Origin of the sequence: Ulvibacter antarcticus (genome assembly GCF_003688405.1) — a bacterium.
GTDB lineage: Bacteria > Bacteroidota > Bacteroidia > Flavobacteriales > Flavobacteriaceae > Ulvibacter > Ulvibacter antarcticus.
Map to the genome: position 1 here is coordinate 38,879 of NZ_REFC01000014.1, position 23,126 is coordinate 62,004.

The window sequence follows — 23,126 nt, forward strand, 5'->3', positions numbered from 1 at the left end:
TCTTACTTCTTTGGGAGGGTTAGTGTATAAGTGTGTAAATAAAATCCGTCATAAATATACAGGAATTCCTTGGTAAGGAACAAGTCTTTTATTGTGTTTTCGGAGACTGGAAGTTTAATTGGTTCAATTGCATTTTCAGTTAACAGAAAGAGTTGGTTGTTTTTGAGGCCTATCAACAATTTATCGTGTAAAAGAATTTTATTAAACCCTTCCAGAACAGTTTCAGAAAGAAGACTTCCATAACTATTAAAAGACCTTAGTTTTTGCTCTGTAAGTGTATAGCAATAGTTGAAATTACTGGCTTGTGAAACTAATTTTCCGGCAAATGGCTGCGAAATGGTAGTTTTTAATTTGTCGCGATAATTATATAATTCTAATTGTTGAGTATCTACGTTAAAGATCCATAATCTATTGCTGCCAGCATTTGTAGCAGTACTCAGATTTAAGAAATCGGGAAGATTATTAAAATTTACACGCTCTATCTCGCTTAATTTATTGTCTAAAAGCACTACTGTGTTGGTGTCTTCGTAAAAAACTACCAATTTTAACGGATTGATAATGTCTACCGAAGAAATCTGTCCTAGTTGAAAATCGTTATATACGAAATCTCCTTCCGGACCTTTTTTCTGAAGTGCAAGATCTTTCACCCAATAATTGTTTTTATAGGCATCAGTTCCTACGTAGCGGGAAGCTTGGAATTCTTTGGAATCTACAGCTGTAAGTGCCTGTCCGAATAATTCGAAAGAGCAAAGAAATAGTACTATCAAGATGCGAATCATACCCCTGCAATATACAAAAAGCGTGCTAGCATTGTAAGTCTGATTTCGATTCATTTTTTAGATAGATCATAAGTTGTATTTCGCTCGTTAAGCCTTGTTAACCAGAATTATCGTGAAAATTTTACATCTTTGTGAGGTGTAACTTTTAAATGTAAACTTGATGAAATCAGCAATTATTTTTAGTGTTTTCTTTTTATTTCACTTCGTAAATCTTTTTGCTCAGAATTTTGAGGGAACCGCATATTATAAGACCGACCACATTGTTAAATTAGATTTAGATTCTACTTCAACAAGTACGAATGTATTTGATCAGGAAATAGCAAAGGCGATTGGAAATATTAGTGCCGAAAGGCAGAATCAAATTGAAGAACTGATGGCTCAGGAGCTTCAGAAAGAATATATTTTAAAATTTAATATGAACGAATCCATATACAAGGAAGTTGCGAAGCTTAATAAACCAAAAGCGGCTACAGGGGGAATGAATTTTAATTTCGACTCCTCTTCTGAAGTTCTGTATCATAATATAAAGGAGGAAAGATTCGTGAAGGAGTCTGAAATTTTGGATAAGCCTTTTCTTATTATAGATAAATTAACTAGTAGAAACTGGGCGCTGGAAGAGAAGAGCAAAATGATTGGAGAATATCCCTGTTTTAAAGCAATCTTTTCCGAAGAAATAAACCTTGAAACCTTTAACTGGGAAAGCACCGATACTGAGGTGATTACAAAAACTCATACGATTACGGTCTGGTACACTCCTTTAATACCCGTAAAACATGGTCCAGATGATTACTTCGGATTGCCGGGTTTGGTGCTCGAAGTTGAAGATGGAGAAAAGTCGATAGTGTGCACCAAGATCGTTCTAAATCCCGAAGTTGGTGTTAAAATTGAAGTGCCTACCAAAGGAAAAATCGTTTCCGAAGTAGAGTTTAAGGAAATTTGGAGAAAGAAAGATGAGGAAATGATGGAACTCTATTTGAATAAAAATCAGATAAAAAATAAAAGAAACAGTACGAATATCAAAATCGGAGGATAAAAGCGTTAGAGTTACGTTAAGTAGTGGGCGCGTTAAACTATTTGGTGTTATTATTGTCTAAAGATGGCGTCTGGAACTATCAAATTCTCGCTAGATTAAATAAAAAATTCGCAATATGAAACTGTTTACTTTGCTTTTCCTACTATTATTCACAACTCTTATTTATTCACAAAATATAAGTGGAAAGGCCTATTATGAGTCTAAAACTACTGTAGATCTGGATGCCTTTGGAGGAGGTAGGGAAATCACGCCAGAGATGAAAAATATGATTGCTGAGCGAATGAAAAGTATGCTTGAGAAAACATATATTCTTACATTTTCAAACAAGGAATCTATCTATAAAGAGGAAGAGAAATTAGAAACTGGACAAGGAAATCCAGGTTTTAAAATGATGATGGGTAGTTTTACACCCGGACCTCAGTATAAAAATATAGAAACTAATATACTTGTTGAGGAGAATGAATTCTTCGGAAAACAGTTTCTGGTGAAAGATACCATTCAAACCCTGAAATGGGAATTAGGAAAAGAATCAAAAACAATTGGTAACTATATAGTGTTCAAAGCTACAGCCATAAAAATGGTAAATCCGAATGATTTTTCCATGGCACGTCCACGGGGAGGTAAACGTAACGCAGGCGATAAGGGGGAATCGGAAGTAAAAAAAGACAGTACAGATATTGTAGACCCTATGGATGAGATCGAGATCCCAAAAGAAGTAGTGGTCACCGCATGGTATACTCCGCAGATTCCTGTTGGACAAGGTCCAGGAGAGTATTCAGGATTGCCTGGATTGATTTTAGAGTTAAATGTTTACAGAACGACCTTGTTATGTTCTAAAATTGTTATGAATCCGAAAGAATCAGAAAAAATAGAAGCTCCGACCAAAGGAAAGGAAGTTACTCGTGAAGAATACACGAAAATAGTAAAAGAAAAAACTGAGGAGATGCGCGAAAATTTTAAAGGCGGTCGCGGCGGCGGAAGAAGATTTGGAGGTCAATAATCACTTAATAATAAAATATAAATTATTAGTCTATTCTTTCAAAAGCTCGTAGAGTAACGTTATTAAACATAAGGAATTCGAGCCTTTTTTGCTGATTTATAACTATGAAAAAACTACTTGTTGCAGTCTTACTTCTCACTACTTATTTTGCTTCAGCCCAATCAATTAAGCTAAGAGGAGCCATAAAAGACAGTATTGGAATTCCTCTTGAACTTGCTAATGTTATTGCGACTGTGACATCTTCCGGTGCGATTGAGTCTTATGCAATTACAAACCATGAAGGCCGTTTCCAGTTAAATCTTCCGAAGAATAATAGCTACACTTTACAAGCTAGTTTTTTAGGATATGAATCTAAAGCTAGGGCGATCGTGGTTCCAGAAGATGCAGAGGATATGGAAATTACTTTCGTGTTAAATTCACAGGCAGCCGAACTAGACGGAGTGGAAATTGTCTATGAAATGCCAGTAACTGTTAGAGGAGATACCATTATTTACAACGCCGATTCGTTTACTACAGGAGATGAGCGTAAGCTTGGGGACGTGATGAAAAAATTACCTGGGGTGGAAGTAAATGAAGATGGGGAAATTGAGGTTGAAGGTAAAAAAGTGTCTAAAGTCATGGTCGAAGGAAAAGATTTCTTTGATGGTGATTCAAAATTAGCAACAAAAAATATTCCTGCCGATGCAGTAGATAAGATAGAAGTGCTTCGAAATTATAATGAAGTAGATCAGATGCGCGGATTAGGATATGATGGCGATAATGTCGCGGTTAACATCAAACTAAAAGAAGGAAAAAAGAATTTCTGGTTCGGGGAAATGACCGCAGGAGGAGGCGTTGCCGATGAGGAAGGGAAATATTTAGTACATCCCAAGTTATTCTATTACAGTCCGAAATACAGCATCAACCTTATCACCGATTTTAATAACATAGGAGAAGTGCCATTTACTTTCAGGGATTACTTCAGCTTTACTGGCGGATTTAGAAATTTTAATCGAGGCGGAGGTACAAATTTTAATATACAGGATAGCGATCTTGGATTTGCTGTGGCGCAGAACGATAAGGCTAGTGAATTAGATACGAAATTTTTAGCCGGGAATTTTAGTTATGCAGTTACTGATAATCTTGATGTGAGCGGCTTTGCCATACTATCTGATAATAAAACAGGAATTGTCAATAATTCTATACGTCAATTTATTGCTACCGGAGCTACCGAAAACACCTCTAGCACGAATGATCAACGGAGCCAATTAGGAATGTTCAAGCTAAGCAGTGTGTATAAGCCAAGTAAAGATTTTCAGATGGATTACGATGCCTTGGTGAAATTTTCAAAACAGACAGAGGATGCTACTACCTTGTCTGTCGTTCAATCCTTTGAAAATAACATTTCCGAAGAGAAAGAAATAACCCCCTTTTCTATTAATCAGAATGTGAATGCTTATTATACGCTCAATGATAAGAATATTTTTGCGGGGCAAGCACAATACTTGTATCAGGATGAAGATCCATTTTACAGTGCGGCACAAGATATAGTTCCGTTTAGAGGAGTATTTACCACCGTAATAGATGAGACCAATCCGACATTAGATATTTACGATCCTCTCGAGCAGTCGGAGCGGTATTCGATCAATCAAAATAAAAATATCAAGACGAGTAAATTGGATGCTAAAATTGATTACTACTATATTTTGAATAATACAAGTAACCTTAATTTTACCGTCGGAAGTACTTTTAGTAGCCAAAAATTTAATTCGGGAATTTTTCAAATTCTTGATAATGGAAATGAAAATTCATTCGATGAACAGGATTTCAACAACGATGTTCAGTATAGTTTAACTGATGCCTTCTTCGGGTTGCATTACAAGCTAAAAACGGGAAAATTTACACTTACACCTGGAGTAACGCTCCATAATTATAGCCTGAAAAATGAACCATTAGGAAGCAGTGCCAATCAGAATGATTGGGCAGTTTTGCCGGAAGTAAATATAATTCTGGATTTAAAAAAGAGCGAAAATATCCGATTTAATTACGCAATATCTTCAGAATATACTGATGTTAACGATTATGCCCGGGGCTATGTATTTAACGATTATAACCGACTTTTTCGAGGTAATAGAGAGTTGGAGAATTCCTTATCACAGACATACAGCCTTTCCTACTTCAGTTTTAATCTATTTAATAATATCAACATATTTGGAAACATAAACTACGCCAGAAAGATAGACGCAATTAAAACTATTTCTCAAATTGAAGGGATAAGTCAGGTGAGTAGTCCTTTTAACATCAATAGTAATTTCCCAGATGAAACTTTTTCAATATCCGGTCGCTTCAGTAAAAGAATAAAGAAATTACAGTTTACCTTAAATGCAAATCTGGCTTCGACGAATACTTTTAATACAGTCAATTCAACCATATTGGAAAGTAAAAGTTTAACCCAAAACTATCGTGCCAGCGTGATATCTAATTTTAAAGACTGGCCTAATTTTGAGCTAGGATACAGATATCTGGCCAGTGAATATGATAATGGCGGATTAACACAGACATTTTTTACAAACAGACCCTTTGCTAGTATAAATGTTCGCTTTCTAAAAGACTTTAATTTTCAAGCCGAATGGGATTACTATAAGTACACCAATAATGCCAAGACAGTTGAAAATAGTTACTCTTTCGTGAATGCAGATCTATTTTACCGTAAGGGCGAAAGTCCATGGGAGTTTGCTGTTCAAGCAACGAATATTTTAGACACCTCTTCCATAAATAATGATAGTTTTAATGACCAATATAATACCACCTCACAGTATTTCGTACTCCCCAGAATCGTGATGCTTGTGGTGAAGTATGATCTTTAAATTGCTTATCTTTCTAAGGTCTAACATCTAGTGTCTTAAATCTAATTTCTATAAAATGCGTAATATTCTCTTCGGAATTGTGATTACATTGGTTCTGGTTTTCGGACTTCGATATTGTGAACACAACAAGGACGAAAGGGAACGGCTGGAAGCCAACACGGCACTTATCCAGAAAGAAATAAAAAACGTTGGAAAATTAGTGGTGACCGAAGGATCCTATGCTCAGGTATTTAGCTACGAAGACTCAAAAAAATTCTATTTCGACGTTTTGTCGGCCCGCAAAAAAGCTTTGGTAGTAGTGAATGCTAAAGCAACAATTGCATATGATCTAAGCAAGATAGAAATCGAGGTTGATGAAGCAACAAAAACTGTAACTATCCTAAAAATCCCGGAACCGGAATTAACAATTAACCCGAATATCGAATACTATGATGTGACTCAGGATTATCTCAATCAGTTTGACGCATCCGATTATAATAAAATTAAAAAGCGAGTTGAAGCTTCATTGCAAAAAAAGATTGAAGCTTCAGAATTAACTTCAAACGCACAGAACCGTCTTATTTCAGAATTGCAAAAAATTTACATCCTCACCAATTCTATGGGTTGGAAGTTGCAATATCAAGGCGAATCCATTTCCGAAGAAAACGACCTTCAGAAAATAAAAATGTAAAGCAACTTCCATTTTAATGGAAGAAAAGAGCTTTCCCCTCCTTTTTTTAAGGAGGGGTGCCGAAGGCGGGGTGGTTAAAAATCACGAAATGAAATCTAATTCTCTTTTTTCTATCCAGTTCGAGTAGAATTTTAAATTACAATTATTTAAAGGGTAATACCGTTTCACAAATGATTTCCCCCTCCTAAACTAGGAGAATCTCGTCTGAGAAGGCGGGGTGGTCAAGAATCACTATCTGAAAACTCAAACTTTATTCTTTCTAAAACTAAATCAATAGAGTTTTTCACTTCTTCATTTTGAAAACGTAGTACCGTATGATTTAGCGACTCTAAGTAAGTAGTACGTTTAAAATCATAATCTTGATTCACGCTATTATTATGAACTTCTCCATCCAATTCTATGATAAGGCGCTCTGTCGGACAATAAAAATCAACAATATAATTTCCGATACTTTGTTGTCTTCGGAATTTTTTTCCTTCCAATTGAGATTTTTGCAAGGCTTTCCATAATTTCTTTTCAGAAGTAGTTGCGTTGTTGCGTAATTCTTTTCTAAAAGATTCGAGCTGTTTCCGATTATGGATCTTCTTTTTCATGAGTGTTTTGTGCTTCTACCACCCCGCCTTCGGCACCCCTCCTAAACTAGGAGGGGAAAGCTAATTATTTAAATTCTAACCAAGTTTCTGGCTCAAACTAAACCATCCACCGCCATTCATGGCTTCAATACCACTACCTTTTAAGATTGCGGTAGCACTGCCACTTCGCATTCCGCTGGCACAACAAAGAATTACCGGTTTATTCCATTTCTTTATCTCATTAAGCTTTGCGCTTATGGTGGGCAACGGAATGTTCTTCGATCCGGGAATAGCACCACCGGCATATTCTCCTTTAGAGCGGACATCCACTACTATTGCACCCCTGTCTTGAAAGTCTTTAATTTTTGCACTCTTATTTCCAAATAAAAAATCTAATAATCCCATAGTGTGTGCCGCCATCAAGCGGATATTTTTTAAGTAAGTAAATTATTTAATTAGCGTGTTTTGTTTTTCAATCAACAACAGTCCGTTATCTATTAAATGAGCCACTTTAGGCCTACGAATCTTTAAATCCATCAAATATTTTAAAACTTCATCGGCCTTAGTTAACTCATAAATCTCCAAAGGCAAAAGCCAATCGTTAGTGTGATTCCTTTCAACCAACTCATAAATCTCAAGAAGCGCATTCCTCTCCCTCTGGGAGAGGTTAGGTGAGGGTTCTTCCCGAATCTCCCTCACTTTTCGATACATCTCATTCAGCTCATTTTCTTTTTCTGAAGGCTTTGTCCGTAATGTCTTAGAACTACTTACATGATTCACGAGATCGAATGAAAGATAATCGGCTGCTCCAGCAAATGCCGAAACAATTTCTTTTCCTACGGCCATATCAAAATCACCCATTTCCGGCGTGAACAAAACTTCATCCTTATAGGTCACGGTACAATTCGTAAACTGAATTAGCATCAGTTCTCCTCTAAGATTCCTCATTCCTGTAACGTTCAATCCTTTTACAGTAATGCCACTTTCAAATTCAAAACCAATTGACTTTCCATCGTAAAAATCGTAGGCTTGCAGGTCTCTCGGACCCATATTTTCAATTGCTAGATTTATACCTTTCAGTTTGCCCAAAGGCGACCGGAATCCATTTTGATGACGGCTTACTCCATGACCTATAACTTCCTTTTCTCTATAAGAAAGTGCTGTTTCCCCTTCAGTTTCGAAATAAACAACTTCGTTGTCCTCATTTTGTATCATTCGTTTAAAATGCCCACTAATCTGAAGTCCGGTACTTAATTCAATTGTTCCTAACTGCTTAGATTGTATCAATTTTTTTAATCCGCGCCATCCACCTTTTCGCACTGCCATTGTATTGGCGAATTCTTCAAGCACCTCTTGTAAGTAGGCGAAATCTGGAGTTACATAAAGTTGAGGCTGAGGTTTTGTAATATCAAAGTCCTGATAAGCCGCATTGATAGAATATGCTATTTTTTTAACCTCCGGTTTCATGCACCAGGTACTTTCGCCAATTGAAGAAAGTAGTCCTGCGCCATAGATTTTCGGTTCTTTTACTGTACCTACCATTCCATATTCTACAGTCCACCAATGTAAATTTCTAATTAAAGATATTTCAGAAGCTTCTGTTTTTTTGTTCTGAAGATCAGTGACACGATTTTCTGCATCTTCTATACGTTTTAAATATTCTTTCAGTGAATCAGATAATTTCCCCTCTCCCTCTGGGAGGGGGCTAGGGGGAGGGCTCTCCTTCAAAATAGAAAGTTCCCGAACAGCCTCATACATCTCAATATCGTGTGCACTTGAAATTGCCTTGGCACCCACTTCTCCGAAACGTCTCAAATATTCAGCATAATCTGGACTGGCGATGATGGGTGCGTGTCCTGCGCCTTCATGAATGATATCCGGTGCCGGCGTGTATTCAATATTTTCAAGTTGTCTAATATCGCTCGCAATCACCAAAACTTTATACGCCTGAAACTCCATAAAAGCATTAGGCGGTATAAATCCGTCAACTGCAACCGCTGCCCAACCAATTTCTTTCAAGATTCGGTTCATGCCATACATCGACGGAATTTCATCGATGGAAATCCCGGTTTTCCGAAGCCCCTCCATATAGCTTTCATGAGCAACCCGACTCAGGTAATCCACATTTTTACGCATCACATAGCGCCAAACTGCCTGGTTTATCGGACTATATTGTTCGTAATTTTGCGGTTTTATGTACTGCTTTAAATGCGGAGGTAACCTGTCCAGTAATTCGTTGGTTACAATCTTGTCTTCCATAGACTTCAAAAATAATACTTTTTTGGGCGTTACCCTCTATCGCTTTTTACAAAAGCAAAAGAGGGTCGGGCTTTCAGCACTACACGCCTGTCATTTCACATCCATCGCACAGGCGGGGTAGATTGCCTCTATCCCTAACGCAACTATCAATCAAGATTTAGTATCTTGCATCTACATGAAAACTATGACCCGAAAGGAAGAAATTGTTAGTGTAGCATCCCAACTATTTAAAGAGAAAGGGTATAATGCTGTCTCGATGCGAGATATTGCACAGGCAATGGGAATTAAGGCGGCAAGTTTATATAATCATATAACAGGGAAGCAGGAAATTCTTTCAACATTAATACTAAAGGTAGCTTATGAATTTACATCTGGAATGAGTTCTGTGCTAGATAAGCCCACTCGTCCGCTTCAGAAGATTGAGGATTTAATAATACTGCATATTGATGTTACTGTAAATTATTCCGAAGGCCTAGCTGCTTTAAACAACGATTGGATGCATCTAGAAAACCAAGATTTAGATGCTTTTGTAAAGATGAGAGAGGATTATGAAGCAAATTTCCGAAGTATCATAAAAGAAGGTATTGAAGTAGGAGAGTTTAAGCCAAGACATCCGGAGGTTATCTTGTTTTCTATACTTTCAACTTTAAGAACCTTACATCTATGGTTTCAGAAAAGAGGAAAACTGGATGTGAATGTGCTTAAAAAAGACATGGTGGAAGTGCTTATAAAAGGGATGATATAGCAAATATAAATGCTAATTCATTTCAGAAACTATAAGGCTCAATTGACAATTAGATAAATTTTTGCAAAATCAACTAACAATCGTTAGTTTTGCAGCTAATAACGACAAACAAAGTGGCGAAATTTCACAATATAAAAGTTAAGGATATTTATAAGGAGACTGGCGATTGTTCGGTAATTTCTTTTGAAATCCCAGAGGAGCTTAAGTCAGATTTTAAATACAGGCAAGGGCAGCACCTAACGCTTAAGGCAGATATAAATGGAGAAGATGTAAGAAGATCCTATAGCTTGTGTTCGAGTCCTTTGGAGGATGATTGGAAAGTTGCAGTAAAACTAATTCCGGAAGGGAAGTTTTCGACCTATGTAAATGATACTTTACAGACAGGTGATATACTGGAGATAATGGCACCAAGTGGTACTTTTGGAGTAGATACGGAGCCAGAAAATGCCAAGAATTATTTGTTTTTTGCCGCGGGTAGTGGAATTACTCCTGTTTTATCAATGGTTAAAACGCATTTAGCCTCGGAACCACAGGCAACTTGCAAATTGTTTTATGTGAATAGGACAGCGAAATCCATTATCTTTAAAGAGGAATTGGAGCAGCTTCGGAACGCCTACTTCGGTCGTTTTGAAATCTATTATTTCTTAACGAAAGAGCGACGAGATATCGAACTCTTCAACGGTAGATTCGATGATGAAAAAATGAAAGTATTATCCAAAACCTTCATTGATGTCCCGGATACCAGTGAAGTGTTTTTATGTGGTCCTGAAGAAATGGTAAATTATGTGAGTGATTACCTTATAAAGGCAGGGCTTCCGAAACATTTAATTCATTTTGAATTATTTGTAACGGGGCTTTCCGAAGAAGACAAAAAAAGAGCTGAACGCCTTGCGCAACAAAACGTAGAAGGAGTAGAAGTCACTATAGTTGATGGTGGAAAGGAATTTCAGTTTACCATGACTAAAGATTACGACAATATCCTGGATGCCGCATTAGGAGCAGGGGCCGATTTGCCATTTGCATGTAAAGGAGGAGTCTGTAGTACTTGTAAATGTCGAGTTTTGGAAGGCAGTGTAGAAATGAAGGTAAATTATGCTTTGGAAGAAAAAGAAGTAGCACAGAATTTGGTGTTAAGCTGCCAATCAGTACCTACTTCATACAAAGTAAAAGTAGACTTCGACGTATAGTGTCATAAACAGTTCTCTCCCTCTGGGAGAGATGTCCGAATGACTGAGAGGGCTTTTATTGCCTAATCTTAAAATTTATTATTATGAGCGAGAAAGAAATTAAGAATCTGGAAGAAATTTTCGAAGCACGTATAGCGCGGGATGAGAAGATTGAACCTAAGGATTGGATGCCGGAAAAATATCGGAAAACACACATCCGACAAATGTCGCAACATGCACATTCCGAAATTGTAGGAATGCTGCCGGAAGGAAATTGGATTACCCGAGCTCCTTCATTAAGACGAAAAGCTGCCTTATTAGCAAAAGTTCAGGACGAGGCCGGTCACGGATTATATTTATACTCAGCCTGTGAAACCTTAGGGATTACTCGTGATGAATTGTACGAGCAATTACATACTGGGAAGGCGAAGTATTCTTCAATTTTTAACTATCCAACAGTAACTTGGGCAGATATGGGGGCCATAGGCTGGTTGGTTGATGGTGCTGCAATTATCAATCAGGTGCCTCTGTGTAATACTTCTTTCGGACCTTATGCACGTGCCATGGTACGTGTTTGTAAGGAAGAAAGTTTTCACCAACGTCAAGGATTTGAAATAATGCTTACCCTTTCTAAAGGATCTGAAGAGCAAATAGCAATGGCGCAGGATGCATTAAATCGTTGGTGGTGGCCTAGTTTAATGATGTTAGGACCTACAGATGCAGAGTCTGTTCATACCGAACAATCGATGAAATGGAAGTTAAAACGAAAGTCGAACGACGAATTGCGTCAGCAGTTTATAGACCAAACAGTGCCGCAAGCCGATTTGTTAGGACTTACAGTTCCAGATCCTGATTTAAAATTCAACGAAGCCACGGGTCATTATGATTTTGGCGAAATTGATTGGGATGAATTCTGGCAAGTTGTAAAAGGTCATGGTCCTTGTAATAAAGAGCGTATGAATGCGCGTGTAAACGCATGGGATAACGGAGAATGGGTGCGAGATGCCGCAATGGCACATGCCGAAAAGAAAGAAAAAAAGAAATTAAAAAAAGTAAGCTAAAAAAAATCCTTGCTACTTCCTTCTCCCTCTGGGAGAGGGACAGAGGGTGAGGGAATAATAATTATGAAAAAAAACTGGCCACTTTGGGAAATATTTGTTCGATCAAAAAACGGACTCGAACACCGTCACTTTGGAAGTCTACATGCAGCAGATGCTGATATGGCTATGGAAAATGCACGTGATGTTTATACCCGCCGTAATGAAGGAGTAAGCATATGGGTAGTAGAAAGTAGCAATATCACTGCTTCAAACCCAGAACATAATGGTGAATTATTTGAACCTGCCCAGGATAAAATTTACCGTCATCCTACATTCTATGACTTACCCGATGAGGTGAAGCATATGTAATTCCTGCGCAGGCAGGAATCTCATGATAACTCAATGAAATTTGATCAAAAAACTAAGGTGATAATTTCAGGATAATTACATCAAAAGAATTACAAATGAACAGCACCAAAAATGATAATAATTCTCTCCCTATGGGAGAGATGTCTGGAGGACAGAGAGGAAATCTATACAATTACATCCTCGGCATCGCCGATAACTCGCTAATCCTTGCACAGCGATTAGGAGAACTTTGCGGTCATGGTCCGAATTTGGAAACAGATATTGCACTTACCAATATATCATTGGATTTGTTGGGACAAACGCGAAGCTATTATCAATATGCAGCAAAAGTTGAAGGAGCTGGTAAATCGGAAGATGATATTGCCTTTTTACGTTTAGAAAGGGAATACAAAAATATATTGTTGGTAGAGCAACCTAACACCCACTTTGGTTATGTTATGGCGAGACAATTTTTGTTTGATATTTATCATTTAATGATGATGAAAGAGCTTCAGAAAAGCAAGGATGAAACGCTACGTGCTGTTGCTAACAAAGGAATTAAAGAAGTGAGTTACCATAAACGTTTCTCTTCAGACTGGATAAAAAGACTTGGAGATGGTACAGAAGAAAGTCACGGAAAAATGCAGGAAGCCATTGATGATCTTTGGCGATATACGAACGAGATGTTTCAGATGACAGCCGCAGATACAGAAATGGCTGAAGCTGGTATTGGAGTGGATGTTTCAAAATTCAAAGAAGCATATTATAAAGAAGTTTCCGAAGTGCTAAAAGAAGCGACACTAACCGTTCCCGAAAGTAAGTATTTTGCTAAAGGAGGAAAAGAAGGAATTCACACAGAACATATGGGATATATATTGGCCGATTTGCAATATATGCAGAAGACCTTCCCAAATATGACGTGGTAATAAAGTCCTGCGAAGGCAGGAATCTCATGAAATAAACCAAGCATCTTGTTAACTCAAACAGTACATATCGAAAAACATCTAATTCCGATCCTGGAGTCCGTTTCAGATCCTGAGATACCTGTATTGTCTGTATTAGATCTAGGAGTGATTCGGGAAGCTTTTGAAGAAAATGGTGTAGTTAAGATCAAACTAACGCCAACATATTCTGGCTGCCCAGCCATGGATGTAATTAGCGATGATCTAAAAAAGGCTTTTTCGGAAATTGGAAAAGAAATTGAGGTAGAATTAGTATTGGCACCAGCCTGGTCTACCGATTGGATTAGTGAGAAAGGGCTTCAAAAGATGGAGGCATATGGAATCGCGAGACCGCTTTCAGAAACGCATGACAAAGATGTGTTGTTAGGAGATAAAAAACTTGTAAAATGTCCGCAATGTGCCAGTACCAATACACATTTGGTGAGTCAGTTTGGTTCTACAGCTTGTAAAGCACTTTTTAAGTGTGATGATTGCCTGGAACCTTTCGACTATTTTAAATGTTTAAAATAATTTGGGCGTTCCCCTCTTTATCCGCAGCAGGCGGCATCAGAGGGTCGGGCTTTCGGCAGTCGCTTCCCGATCGCAATCGGGAGAGCTTCAACAAAGCCTCTATCCCTAACGCGGACAGATGGAAGTAAGAAGATAAAAACAAAATTAAACAATGAATAAAAGCATAATCACTAAAATTGTAAATAACATAGCAATCTTAACGCTTAATCGCCCTGAAGTTTTTAATAGCTTCAATAAGGAAATGGCATTTCTACTTCAAGATGAACTGGATGCCTGCGAAAAAAACCCTGAAGTAAGAGCTATCGTAATTACAGGAGAAGGGAAAGCCTTTTGTGCGGGACAAGATATTCAGGAGATTACAAATCCGGAGCTTAATCCTGGATTCAAAAGTATATTGGATGATCATTACAATCCAATTGTAAAGCGAATTCGATCTATAGAAAAACCAATAATTGGAGCTGTGAACGGGGTGGCTGCCGGTGCTGGTGCTAATATCGCATTAGCTTGTGATGTGGTGGTTGCTTCGGAAAGAGCCAGTTTTATACAAGCTTTCAGCAAAATTGGATTGATCCCTGATAGTGCTGGAACATTCTTTTTACCACGTCTTATTGGTTTTCAGAAAGCATCAGCATTAATGATGTTAGGTGATAAGGTGTCAGCTCATGATGCGGAAAAAATGGGGATGGTTTATAAGGTGTTTTCTTCGGAAGACTTTAGCGCCGAGTATTTTGTACTTGCTGAAACGCTATCAAAAATGCCGACAAAAGCACTCGGATTAACAAAGCGATTGTTGAATCAGTCGATGAATAATGATCTCAACGAGCAACTCAAATTAGAATCTAAGTTACAAATAGAATCTGCTCAAAGTGAAGATTATGCAGAAGGTGTAAATGCTTTTGTGGAAAAGAGAAAACCGAATTTTAAAGGAAAATAAACTTCTCCCTCTCCTAGGGGAGAGGGTTGAGGTGAGGGAAAAATTATGATTAAAAATATAGGAATTATAGGAGGAGGAACCATGGGAAGCGGCATTGCACAAGTGGCCGCCGCCGCCGGATGCAGTGTTAAATTATTCGACACAAATTCGGAAGCTTTGGGTAAGGCTAAGGCAAGTCTGGAAAAAATAATGAATCGGTTGGTGGAGAAAGGGCGTATTGATGCTTCGGAAAAGAGCAGAATAGAGGAAAACATTCAGTACGTGAATACCTTAAAAGATTTGGCAGATTCCGATCTTACGATTGAAGCGATCATTGAAAATTTGGAGATTAAAAAGAAGGTGTTTCAGGAGCTTGAAAGCTTTGTTTCTGAAAAATGCATCATTGCTTCCAACACATCTTCATTATCAATTGCTTCGATTGCAGCATCACTAAAAGATCCAAGTCGCTGTGTTGGAATTCACTTTTTCAATCCGGCACCCCTCATGAAACTTGTTGAGGTTATTCCGGCGATACAAACTTCCAAAGCAACCTTAAAGACTTCCGAAGAAACTATAAAAAACTGGGGGAAAGTAGTAGCAATTGCCAAAGACACACCCGGATTTATTGTTAATAGAGTTGCTCGACCGTTCTATGGAGAATCCCTTAGAATTTATGAAGAAGGAATTGCCGATTTTATCACGATAGATTCGGCATTGAAAACAAAAGGCGGATTTAGAATGGGACCTTTCGAGCTAATGGATTTTATAGGAAATGACGTAAATTACACAGTGACCGAAACTGTATTTGAAGCCTTTTATTACGATCCAAGATATAAGCCGGCATTCACTCAGAAACGGTTTGCAGAGGCGGGTTATTTAGGAAGAAAATCGGGAAAAGGGTATTATGAATATGATGAATCGGGACAAATGTCAGTTCGAGCGGAGTCGAGAACCAATCCTGAAAATGATACTTTATCACAAACAATATTTGACCGGGTATTAATAATGCTTATCAATGAGGCGGCAGATGCATTATTTTGGAATATTGCATCTGCAGAGGATATTGACAATGCAATGACAAAAGGGGTGAATTATCCCAAAGGATTATTGGCTTGGGCAGATGAAAAAGGAATCGATTGGTGTGTTGCTAAAATGGATGAATTATATGAAATGTATCATGAAGATAGATATCGAAGCAGTCCTTTATTACGAAAAATGAAGAAAGAAAATAAGAAGTTTTTTAGTTAGTGAGTTAGTGAGTATTAATAATGAAAAGTACATATTATTTCAAGTTTGAAGATTTAAAGATATATCAGAAGGCGATAACTTTTGGTGAGTCTGTAAATGGCCAAATTAATATTTTTCCAAAAGAGGAAACTTATCGATTGGCGTCTCAATTTATTAGAGCCGCAGACTCGATTGCGAATAATATTGCTGAAGGTTCGGCATCTTCAGACGCGAATTTTAATAGGTATTTACAAATTGCTTGGGATAGTGCACATGAATGTGTAGTTTGTAGTACAAAAGCGAGATTAAGAGGGTTTATTTCAATTGAACAGGATGAACATAACAGAGAAAATATAACTGAGTTATCCAAGATGATATCTTCTTATAAGAAGTACTTAAAAACAAAACTAAATAAGTAGGAACTCAAAAACTCCAAGACCTATGGACTCAAAGGCTATTCCATATAAAATGCTAAGTCAGGACGCCTTTAGTCAATGGCTGGGTATTGAAATTCTGGAATGTGAATTAGGCAGATGTAAAGTGGCTATGACAGTCCGAAAAGAGATGTTGAATAGTATGGGGAAAGCTCATGGTGGTATTAGTTATAGTTTGGCAGATACGGCTTTTGGATTTTCAGCGAATACCCATGGTAAGTATGCCGTTTCTATTGAGACTTCGATAAACCATATTGAAGCGCTTAATGAAGGTGATTATTTAATCGCCGAATCTGTAATAGAGAAGGTAAATAACAAACTCGGATTTAATGTAGTAGAAGTAAAGAGAGGCGACGAATTGGTGGCGCTGTTTAAAGGCGTCGTGTACAGAACCTCGAAAGATTGGGAATAAAAAAGTGAAACGCGCCACTTGCTATTTTCAAGGCGGGTTGGTTACTTTTAAGCATAAAATATAATTATCAACTATAATTTTTTAAAATATGAAATGGCAAGGTAGAAGACAAAGTGATAATTTAGATGACCGGAGAGGAATGGGCACAAAAGGAAAGCTCGTTGCAGGCGGTGGAGCAGTGGCAGTAATAGTACTGTTGTTACAGGTTTTTGGCGGTGAAACGGGGCAACAACTTGCACCTATAGTCGAACAAATAGGAAATAGTCAATCAACACAACAAGTCGATCAAAGAGAGCTTACCGCTCAAGAAAAAGAAGTAGGAAGTTTTGTTTCGACAGTTCTAGCAGATACTGAAGATGTATGGAATACGATCTTTAGAGAAAATAATTTGGGACAATATGAAGAACCTACCATGGTCTTATTTACTGATGCCGTAAGCTCCGCATGTGGAAATGCCACTTCAGCTTCCGGTCCGTTTTATTGTCCGGGCGATCATAATCTATATATGGATTTGACATTTTTTGATGAATTAAAAACTCGTTTTGGCGCTCAGGGAGGAGATTTCGCAATCGCCTATGTAACTGCTCATGAAATAGGACATCACGTTCAAACCTTACTTGGTACTAACCAAAAAGTGAGTCAATTGAAACGTCAAACCAATGAAACAGAAGCGAACAAGCTTTCAGTAGCACTTGAACTTCAGGCAGATTTTTATGCAGGACTTTGGGCATTTTATAACAAAGATTATTTGGAAGAAGGCGATATTCAGGAAGCGTTAAGTGCCGCAAATGCTGTAGGGGATGATGCGATTCAAAAAAGAACGCGGGGAGACGTCGTGCCAGATAGTTTTACGCACGGAACTTCCCAGCAACGTATGGAGTGGTTTATGAAAGGATATAAATCTGGTAACATACAACTAGGAGATACGTTTTCAGCAATTTTAAACTAGAACAATTAAAAATGTAAAACCGAAAAATGTAAAATATTAAACTTAAAAGTGTATTTCAATTGCACTTTTGCATTTTACATTTATCATTTAAAATTTATACTTTGAAAGAAGCATACATTATAGACGGAGTGCGAACTCCAATTGGAAACTACAAAGGAACACTTAGCGCCTTGCGAACAGACGATTTAGGGGCTTTAGTGATTTCAGAAGTTGTAAAAAGAAACCCGAACATTCCAAAAGAAGCATACGATGATGTAATCATGGGATGTGCCAACCAAGCGGGAGAGGATAACCGAAATGTTGCTCGTATGTCACTTTTGTTGGCAGGACTTCCATTTACTGTTCCTGGAGAAACCGTGAACCGACTTTGTAGCAGCGGACTGTCAGCAATTATTCACGCCAATCGGGCGATAAAAGCTGGGGACGGAGATTTGTTTATTTCCGGTGGTGTAGAGAATATGACTCGTGGGCCATATGTAATTGCGAAAGCTTCTTCTGCCTTCGGAAATGATTCCAAAATGTACGATTCGAGTTTTGGCTGGCGATTTATAAACCCGAAAATGCAAGAGCTTTACGGCACGGAAGGCATGGGGAATACTGCTGAAAATCTTGTGGAAAAGTATAATATTTCTCGTGAAGATCAAGATGCCTTTGCTTACAATAGTCAAATGAAAGCTACTAAGGCACAAAAAAATGGAAGACTCGCAAAAGAGATAGTTCCGGTAGAAATTCCGCAGAGAAAAAAAGACCCGATTATCTTTAAAGATGATGAGTTCATTCGCCCGGAAACAACGATTGAAGTCTTGGCAAAATTAAGAGGTGCTTTCAAAAAAGAAGGTGGAAGTGTCACTGCCGGAAACAGTTCCGGATTAAATGACGGTGCCGCAGCTACAATCATCGCTTCCGAAGCCGCTGTAAAAAAATACAATTTAAAACCCCTCGCTAGAATAGTAAGTTCGGCTGTGGTTGGAGTAGAGCCCAGAATCATGGGAATAGGTCCTGTTCAAGCTTCGAACAAAGCTTTGGAGAAAGCAGGTCTGAAAATGAAAGATATGGACATCATCGAGCTAAATGAAGCCTTTGCATCTCAAGCCTTAGCATGTATTCGCGAATGGGGATTGAAAGATAACGACCCGAGAATAAACCCGAATGGAGGCTCAATTGCTATTGGACATCCATTGGGAGTTACAGGTGCCAGATTAGCCTATACTGCGGCTTTAGAGCTGCAAGAACAAAAGAAAAGGTATGCCTTGATTACCATGTGTATTGGCGTGGGACAAGGGTATGCGGCGATAATAGAAAATGTCAATATATAAAAGTTTTAATATGACGAGGGTAATTAGTTTTCTAATTCTATTGGTCTTAATCAGTGCCTTCCAGGCGCCTGAAAGGAAGGATTTTTTTGAAGGGAAAGTGACATATCAATTAGAGTATGACCCTATCCATAAAAATGCGACTGTTGAGTTCCTTGAAGAGAATTATGGTGTGACCGAAATTATGTACTACAAGAATGGTTTTTATAAAAAAGTTACTTTGAATAGAGAGGGAGATACGGTTAAAACGATCATTCACAATCCGATCGAAAAAAGGCTTTATGGAACGCATATTTCGACTGGTGATACCATAATGACGTATTCTTCATTAGATGAAGTCATGGCGGATTATAAGTCAACAAAAGTAGAGAAGGAGACAATTTTGAATTTAAAGACCTTCGGTATTCGATATGACTTTAAAATGAAAACGGAGTTTGTCACATATGGAGTTGAAAAGAGTAGCATTACATACTATTTTACAAAGAAATTTAAAATAAACCCGGAGAATCATAAGAATCAAAAAGATGGTTTTTATGATGAGATTGTAGAACAAAACCCTTTTTTAATTTTGAAAACTATCTCTAATGATAATTTTATAAAAGAGGAAACTAAAACAGCAACAGAGATTAAAGAGTACAAGATTGACGATTCTATATTCAAAGTGGATTCCACAAAACCAATAAAAGATATTTAGAATGAGGATACTTATCATAGGAGGAAATGGAACGATTGGAAAAAAATTAACTGAACGTTTTTCTGAAAAGCATGACGTTATTGTTGCAGGCAGATCTTCAGGGGATGTAACGGTCGATATTGCTTCTTCGGAATCTATTCAAGCAATGTTTCATAAAATAGGAAAGATTGATGCTATAGTAAATGTTGCAGGTGATGCAAAATGGGATAAATTCGATAATCTTTCCGAAGAAGACTTTTATATTGGTATTAAAAGTAAGATGATGGGGCAAGTGAATTTAGTACGACTCGGGCGCAAGTTTTTAAATCCTAATGGATCCATAACATTAACCACAGGAATTTTGGCCGATGAGCCGGTGGATATGACAACAAGTGCAGCAATGGTCAATGGAGCGATTCAGAGTTTCACAAAAGCAGTGGCATTAGAACTGCAAAATGGAATACGTGTAAACGTCGTTTCAGCCGATTTAGTAGAAGATGCTTACGAAAAATACAAAGATTATTTTCCGGGTAATACACCCGTTCCAATGCGTAAAATAACCGATGGTTATGTGAAATGCGTAGAAGGTAAAATCAATGGCGAAATAATTAGAATTAGAGCGTAAACAATATAAAACCGAAAAATCTAAAACTTCAAAATGTAAATCGATAAAGCCTAAAGACGCGTTACTTTTACATTTAAAATTTAAACTTTTTCATTTATTAATTACCAATGAAAACACAGCACTACATACAAGGACAATGGACGGATGGCAAAGGCGAAGGGAGCCCAATTCTTGACTCGATTACTGGAGAACATTTTACAAGTGTCACTACCGAAGGATTGGATGTTGCATCTATTTTGCAGTATGGACGAGATAAGGGAAACACACTTCGGAAAATGACTTTTCAGGAGCGTGGAAATATGCTCAAAGCTTTGGCGATGTATCTTACCAAAAAGAAGCAGGCTTTTTATGAGCTGAGTTATAGAACCGGAGCTACAAAAATTGATAGCTGGATAGATATTGAAGGCGGATTTGGAAACTTATTTGCCAATGCTTCTCTTCGGAAACTTTTCCCTAATCAGTCGTATCATGTTGAAGGCGATCCTATCGATCTTTCTAAAGGAGGTCGATTTATGGCGCATCATATTATGGTGCCTCGTGAAGGAGTTGCAGTTCATATCAATGCGTTCAATTTCCCGGTTTGGGGAATGTTAGAGAAATGTGCGGTAAACTGGATGGCAGGAATGCCGGCTGTTGTTTTGCCTGCACCTCAGACGTCTTATTTAACGGAAGCTGTTGTACGTGAAATCATCGCATCTGGGATTCTTCCGGAAGGATCTTTACAGCTTATTAGCGGTACTGCAAGAAATATTTTAGATACGGTTCAATCGCAGGATGTCGTTACTTTTACGGGTTCTGCCGTTACTGGAAGAAAGCTTAAAAATCATCCACGGCTTATGGAAGAATCAGTGCCTTTTACTATGGAAGCCGATTCATTAAATGCTTCGATTTTAGGAGAAGATGCTGTGCCAGGGACTCCCGAATTCGATCTATTTATTAAAGAAGTTAGAAATGAAATGACCGTTAAATGTGGTCAGAAATGTACTGCTATTCGACGTATTATCGTTCCGGAGAAATTAGTTGAAGATGTTCAGATTGCACTTGGAAAAGCATTAGATAAGGTAACGATTGGTGATCCTCGTTTGAAGGAAGTACGTATGGGCTCATTAGTAAATGATGCTCAACGTAAATCTGTAATCGAGCAAGTAAATAAAATCGCTAAAACGGCTGAAATTGTCTACGGAAATCTTTCCGAAGTAGAGACCATTGGAGCCGATTCTAAAAAAGGTGCGTTTCTTAAACCAATACTGCTCCGTGAAGACAATCCTTTAGTAAATGAAGCTGCTCACATTACTGAAGCGTTTGGTCCTGTAAGTACAATTATGCCGTACAAATCCTTGGAAGAAGCAATTACGCTTTCGAAAATGGGGAGAGGTTCTCTAGTGAGTTCGATTATTACAAACGATAATAAAATTGCAAAAGAATATACTATAAATGCAGCATCACATCATGGAAGAATCTTAATCCTGAATCGTGAGAGTGCCAAGCAGAGTACTGGACATGGTTCACCATTGCCAAATCTAATTCATGGCGGTCCGGGACGTGCCGGAGGTGGTGAAGAGATGGGCGGATTGCGAGGTGTAAAACATTATTTACAGCGTTGTGCGATTCAAGGTTCTCCAACAACCCTAACAGAAGTGACGGGTATTTATCAGCCTATGGCAGATTATAAGGAGACTGAAAAGCATCCCTTTGCCTATCATTGGGAAGATATAGAGCCGGGAATGTCGTTAAAAACGCATAGACGAACTATTACTGATACCGATATTATTAACTTTGGAAATATTACTTGGGATCATTTTTATGCCCATACTGATATCACGTCTCTTGAAGGAAGCATATTCGAAAAGCGAACCGCTCATGGGTATTTTATTATTTCTGCGGCGGCGGGATTGTTTGTTTATCCGAATAAAGGTCCAGTAGCAGCGAATTACGGACTGGAAGAATGTAGATTCCTGCGTCCTATTTATCACAACGATACGGTTTACGTTCGTCTTACTTGTAAGCAAAAAATAGATCGTGACTCTCGAGGCACAGAACTTCCTAGTGGAATCGTAAAATGGTATGTTGAGGTTTTTGATACTGAAGATGAATTGGTAGCAATCGCAACTATTTTAACCATGGTTCAGAAAAAGCAAACTGTTTTTGTTGAAATGACTTCGGAAAATATCCCAGAATATTTGAGCAAACTAACTTCAGACACTAAACCGAAATGGGGAATCCTGACGCCACAGCATATGATAGAGCATTTGGAAATGACATATAAAATTGCTTCCGGTGAACTTCAGGATTTTGAAGTAGCAACGCCGGAGAAGTATTTGGAAAAGACTTTCGAATCCCTATACAATTACGAGAAGTTTCCAAAGAACACAAATTTCCCGATGCTCGAAAAAGATACTTTGGATGCGCTAAGTCATCCCGATCTAGAAACAGCAAAAAGTAAATTATTAGAAGCGAGAGAGGAATATATTGCGTTTTTCAAGGAAAATCCCGATGTGAAATTGAAAAACATTGTATTTGGTGATTTGAATAAGTTTGAATGGTATTTACTAGAAAGAAAACATTTGAATCATCATTTTGAGCAATTTAATCTAAAAGATTAAATTGCTCAAAATTCCCGCAAAAGCGGGAATCTCATGAACTTTAACGT

Annotated in this window: 23 protein-coding genes; 19 read left to right on the forward strand and 4 right to left on the reverse strand. The window is 37.9% G+C overall.

Going from position 1 to position 23,126, the window contains the following annotated elements; all coding sequences use genetic code 11:
* Positions 1-2: 2 nt before the first annotated feature.
* Positions 3-779 (reverse strand): hypothetical protein, encoded by a 777-nt coding sequence (locus tag BXY75_RS11925; RefSeq protein ID WP_121907996.1) that lies wholly within the window; start codon positions 777-779, stop codon positions 3-5.
* A 160-nt stretch (positions 780-939) separates the two neighbouring features.
* Here BXY75_RS11925 and BXY75_RS11930 point away from each other — a divergent pair, with 160 nt between their 5' ends.
* The 4 genes from BXY75_RS11930 to BXY75_RS11945 all read left to right on the forward strand — a co-directional run bounded on the left by BXY75_RS11930 (position 940) and on the right by BXY75_RS11945 (position 6,328).
* Complete coding sequence (locus BXY75_RS11930; RefSeq protein ID WP_121907997.1) at positions 940-1,812, forward strand: GLPGLI family protein; 873 nt, start codon at positions 940-942, stop codon at positions 1,810-1,812.
* A 115-nt stretch (positions 1,813-1,927) separates the two neighbouring features.
* Entirely contained in the window at positions 1,928-2,812 is an 885-nt protein-coding gene (locus BXY75_RS11935; RefSeq protein ID WP_121907998.1) for a GLPGLI family protein, read from the forward strand.
* A 104-nt stretch (positions 2,813-2,916) separates the two neighbouring features.
* Entirely contained in the window at positions 2,917-5,658 is a 2,742-nt protein-coding gene (locus BXY75_RS11940) for a carboxypeptidase-like regulatory domain-containing protein (protein ID WP_121907999.1), read from the forward strand.
* A gap of 55 nt (positions 5,659-5,713) precedes the next feature.
* The gene (locus BXY75_RS11945; RefSeq protein WP_121908000.1) at positions 5,714-6,328 is read left to right on the forward strand and encodes a DUF4230 domain-containing protein; all 615 of its coding nucleotides are present in this window, start codon (positions 5,714-5,716) and stop codon (positions 6,326-6,328) included.
* A 221-nt stretch (positions 6,329-6,549) separates the two neighbouring features.
* On the opposite strand, the gene BXY75_RS11950 is transcribed toward BXY75_RS11945, so the two are convergent.
* The 3 genes from BXY75_RS11950 to BXY75_RS11960 form a co-directional block, all read right to left on the reverse strand.
* Positions 6,550-6,921 carry an endonuclease domain-containing protein gene (locus BXY75_RS11950; RefSeq protein WP_121908001.1) on the reverse strand — a complete coding sequence of 124 codons (372 nt, stop codon included), beginning with the start codon at positions 6,919-6,921 and terminating at the stop codon, positions 6,550-6,552.
* A gap of 75 nt (positions 6,922-6,996) precedes the next feature.
* Entirely contained in the window at positions 6,997-7,320 is a 324-nt protein-coding gene (locus BXY75_RS11955) for a rhodanese-like domain-containing protein (RefSeq protein ID WP_317125249.1), read from the reverse strand.
* Between the two features lie 27 nt (positions 7,321-7,347).
* Positions 7,348-9,159: an aromatic amino acid hydroxylase gene (locus tag BXY75_RS11960; protein WP_121908002.1), complete on the reverse strand. Its 1,812-nt coding sequence runs from the start codon at positions 9,157-9,159 to the stop codon at positions 7,348-7,350.
* 184 nt (positions 9,160-9,343) lie between these two features.
* Between BXY75_RS11960 and BXY75_RS11965 the strand changes: the two genes are divergently transcribed.
* The 15 genes from BXY75_RS11965 (at position 9,344) to paaZ (ending at position 23,079) form a co-directional block, all read left to right on the forward strand.
* Positions 9,344-9,904: a TetR/AcrR family transcriptional regulator gene (locus BXY75_RS11965; protein ID WP_121908003.1), complete on the forward strand. Its 561-nt coding sequence runs from the start codon at positions 9,344-9,346 to the stop codon at positions 9,902-9,904.
* Positions 9,905-10,017: 113 nt separating this feature from the next.
* The gene (locus BXY75_RS11970) at positions 10,018-11,091 is read left to right on the forward strand and encodes a 2Fe-2S iron-sulfur cluster-binding protein (RefSeq protein WP_121908004.1); all 1,074 of its coding nucleotides are present in this window, start codon (positions 10,018-10,020) and stop codon (positions 11,089-11,091) included.
* A gap of 83 nt (positions 11,092-11,174) precedes the next feature.
* A complete protein-coding gene (gene paaA, locus BXY75_RS11975) occupies positions 11,175-12,131 on the forward strand; it encodes a 1,2-phenylacetyl-CoA epoxidase subunit PaaA (RefSeq protein WP_121908005.1) in 957 nt (318 codons plus the stop codon).
* Positions 12,132-12,194: 63 nt separating this feature from the next.
* Entirely contained in the window at positions 12,195-12,479 is a 285-nt protein-coding gene (gene paaB / locus BXY75_RS11980) for a 1,2-phenylacetyl-CoA epoxidase subunit PaaB (RefSeq protein ID WP_121908006.1), read from the forward strand.
* A gap of 140 nt (positions 12,480-12,619) precedes the next feature.
* The gene (paaC, locus tag BXY75_RS11985) at positions 12,620-13,384 is read left to right on the forward strand and encodes a 1,2-phenylacetyl-CoA epoxidase subunit PaaC (RefSeq protein WP_121908424.1); all 765 of its coding nucleotides are present in this window, start codon (positions 12,620-12,622) and stop codon (positions 13,382-13,384) included.
* A 45-nt stretch (positions 13,385-13,429) separates the two neighbouring features.
* Positions 13,430-13,930, forward strand: coding sequence for a 1,2-phenylacetyl-CoA epoxidase subunit PaaD (paaD, locus tag BXY75_RS11990; protein WP_170152888.1), 501 nt, complete (start codon positions 13,430-13,432; stop codon positions 13,928-13,930).
* 151 nt (positions 13,931-14,081) lie between these two features.
* On the forward strand, positions 14,082-14,864 hold the full coding sequence (locus BXY75_RS11995) for an enoyl-CoA hydratase-related protein (RefSeq protein ID WP_121908008.1): 783 nt from the start codon (positions 14,082-14,084) through the stop codon (positions 14,862-14,864).
* Between the two features lie 45 nt (positions 14,865-14,909).
* Positions 14,910-16,091: a 3-hydroxyacyl-CoA dehydrogenase NAD-binding domain-containing protein gene (locus tag BXY75_RS12000; protein WP_121908009.1), complete on the forward strand. Its 1,182-nt coding sequence runs from the start codon at positions 14,910-14,912 to the stop codon at positions 16,089-16,091.
* Between the two features lie 20 nt (positions 16,092-16,111).
* Positions 16,112-16,489: a four helix bundle protein gene (locus tag BXY75_RS12005; RefSeq protein WP_121908010.1), complete on the forward strand. Its 378-nt coding sequence runs from the start codon at positions 16,112-16,114 to the stop codon at positions 16,487-16,489.
* Positions 16,490-16,511: 22 nt separating this feature from the next.
* Positions 16,512-16,916, forward strand: a complete 405-nt coding sequence (locus BXY75_RS12010; protein WP_121908011.1) for a PaaI family thioesterase — start codon at positions 16,512-16,514, stop codon at positions 16,914-16,916.
* An 88-nt stretch (positions 16,917-17,004) separates the two neighbouring features.
* Positions 17,005-17,865: a KPN_02809 family neutral zinc metallopeptidase gene (ypfJ, locus tag BXY75_RS12015; RefSeq protein WP_121908012.1), complete on the forward strand. Its 861-nt coding sequence runs from the start codon at positions 17,005-17,007 to the stop codon at positions 17,863-17,865.
* Between the two features lie 101 nt (positions 17,866-17,966).
* On the forward strand, positions 17,967-19,181 hold the full coding sequence (gene pcaF, locus BXY75_RS12020; protein ID WP_121908013.1) for a 3-oxoadipyl-CoA thiolase: 1,215 nt from the start codon (positions 17,967-17,969) through the stop codon (positions 19,179-19,181).
* A 10-nt stretch (positions 19,182-19,191) separates the two neighbouring features.
* Positions 19,192-19,872, forward strand: a complete 681-nt coding sequence (locus BXY75_RS12025) for a hypothetical protein (protein ID WP_121908014.1) — start codon at positions 19,192-19,194, stop codon at positions 19,870-19,872.
* Between the two features lies 1 nt (position 19,873).
* Positions 19,874-20,476 carry a short chain dehydrogenase gene (locus BXY75_RS12030; protein WP_121908015.1) on the forward strand — a complete coding sequence of 201 codons (603 nt, stop codon included), beginning with the start codon at positions 19,874-19,876 and terminating at the stop codon, positions 20,474-20,476.
* Positions 20,477-20,583: 107 nt separating this feature from the next.
* Positions 20,584-23,079, forward strand: a complete 2,496-nt coding sequence (gene paaZ / locus BXY75_RS12035; RefSeq protein ID WP_121908016.1) for a phenylacetic acid degradation bifunctional protein PaaZ — start codon at positions 20,584-20,586, stop codon at positions 23,077-23,079.
* Positions 23,080-23,126: the final 47 nt, after the last annotated feature.

Bases quoted from the DNA above. Each gene is read 5' to 3' on its own strand.
- BXY75_RS11935 (WP_121907998.1), top strand. From the start codon at position 1,928: ATGAAACTGTTTACTTTGCTTTTCCTACTATTATTCACAACTCTTATT.
- BXY75_RS12000 (WP_121908009.1), top strand. From the start codon at position 14,910: ATGATTAAAAATATAGGAATTATAGGAGGAGGAACCATGGGAAGCGGC.
- BXY75_RS11945 (WP_121908000.1), top strand. From the start codon at position 5,714: ATGCGTAATATTCTCTTCGGAATTGTGATTACATTGGTTCTGGTTTTC.
- BXY75_RS11930 (WP_121907997.1), top strand. From the start codon at position 940: ATGAAATCAGCAATTATTTTTAGTGTTTTCTTTTTATTTCACTTCGTA.
- paaZ (WP_121908016.1), top strand. From the start codon at position 20,584: ATGAAAACACAGCACTACATACAAGGACAATGGACGGATGGCAAAGGC.
- BXY75_RS12005 (WP_121908010.1), top strand. From the start codon at position 16,112: ATGAAAAGTACATATTATTTCAAGTTTGAAGATTTAAAGATATATCAG.
- paaC (WP_121908424.1), top strand. From the start codon at position 12,620: ATGTCTGGAGGACAGAGAGGAAATCTATACAATTACATCCTCGGCATC.
- BXY75_RS12025 (WP_121908014.1), top strand. From the start codon at position 19,192: ATGACGAGGGTAATTAGTTTTCTAATTCTATTGGTCTTAATCAGTGCC.
- BXY75_RS12030 (WP_121908015.1), top strand. From the start codon at position 19,874: ATGAGGATACTTATCATAGGAGGAAATGGAACGATTGGAAAAAAATTA.
- BXY75_RS11960 (WP_121908002.1), bottom strand. From the start codon at position 9,159: ATGGAAGACAAGATTGTAACCAACGAATTACTGGACAGGTTACCTCCG.
- BXY75_RS12010 (WP_121908011.1), top strand. From the start codon at position 16,512: ATGGACTCAAAGGCTATTCCATATAAAATGCTAAGTCAGGACGCCTTT.
- ypfJ (WP_121908012.1), top strand. From the start codon at position 17,005: ATGAAATGGCAAGGTAGAAGACAAAGTGATAATTTAGATGACCGGAGA.
- BXY75_RS11940 (WP_121907999.1), top strand. From the start codon at position 2,917: ATGAAAAAACTACTTGTTGCAGTCTTACTTCTCACTACTTATTTTGCT.
- BXY75_RS11950 (WP_121908001.1), bottom strand. From the start codon at position 6,921: ATGAAAAAGAAGATCCATAATCGGAAACAGCTCGAATCTTTTAGAAAA.
- paaB (WP_121908006.1), top strand. From the start codon at position 12,195: ATGAAAAAAAACTGGCCACTTTGGGAAATATTTGTTCGATCAAAAAAC.
- BXY75_RS11925 (WP_121907996.1), bottom strand. From the start codon at position 779: ATGATTCGCATCTTGATAGTACTATTTCTTTGCTCTTTCGAATTATTC.
- BXY75_RS11995 (WP_121908008.1), top strand. From the start codon at position 14,082: ATGAATAAAAGCATAATCACTAAAATTGTAAATAACATAGCAATCTTA.
- BXY75_RS11965 (WP_121908003.1), top strand. From the start codon at position 9,344: ATGACCCGAAAGGAAGAAATTGTTAGTGTAGCATCCCAACTATTTAAA.
- BXY75_RS11955 (WP_317125249.1), bottom strand. From the start codon at position 7,320: ATGGCGGCACACACTATGGGATTATTAGATTTTTTATTTGGAAATAAG.
- paaA (WP_121908005.1), top strand. From the start codon at position 11,175: ATGAGCGAGAAAGAAATTAAGAATCTGGAAGAAATTTTCGAAGCACGT.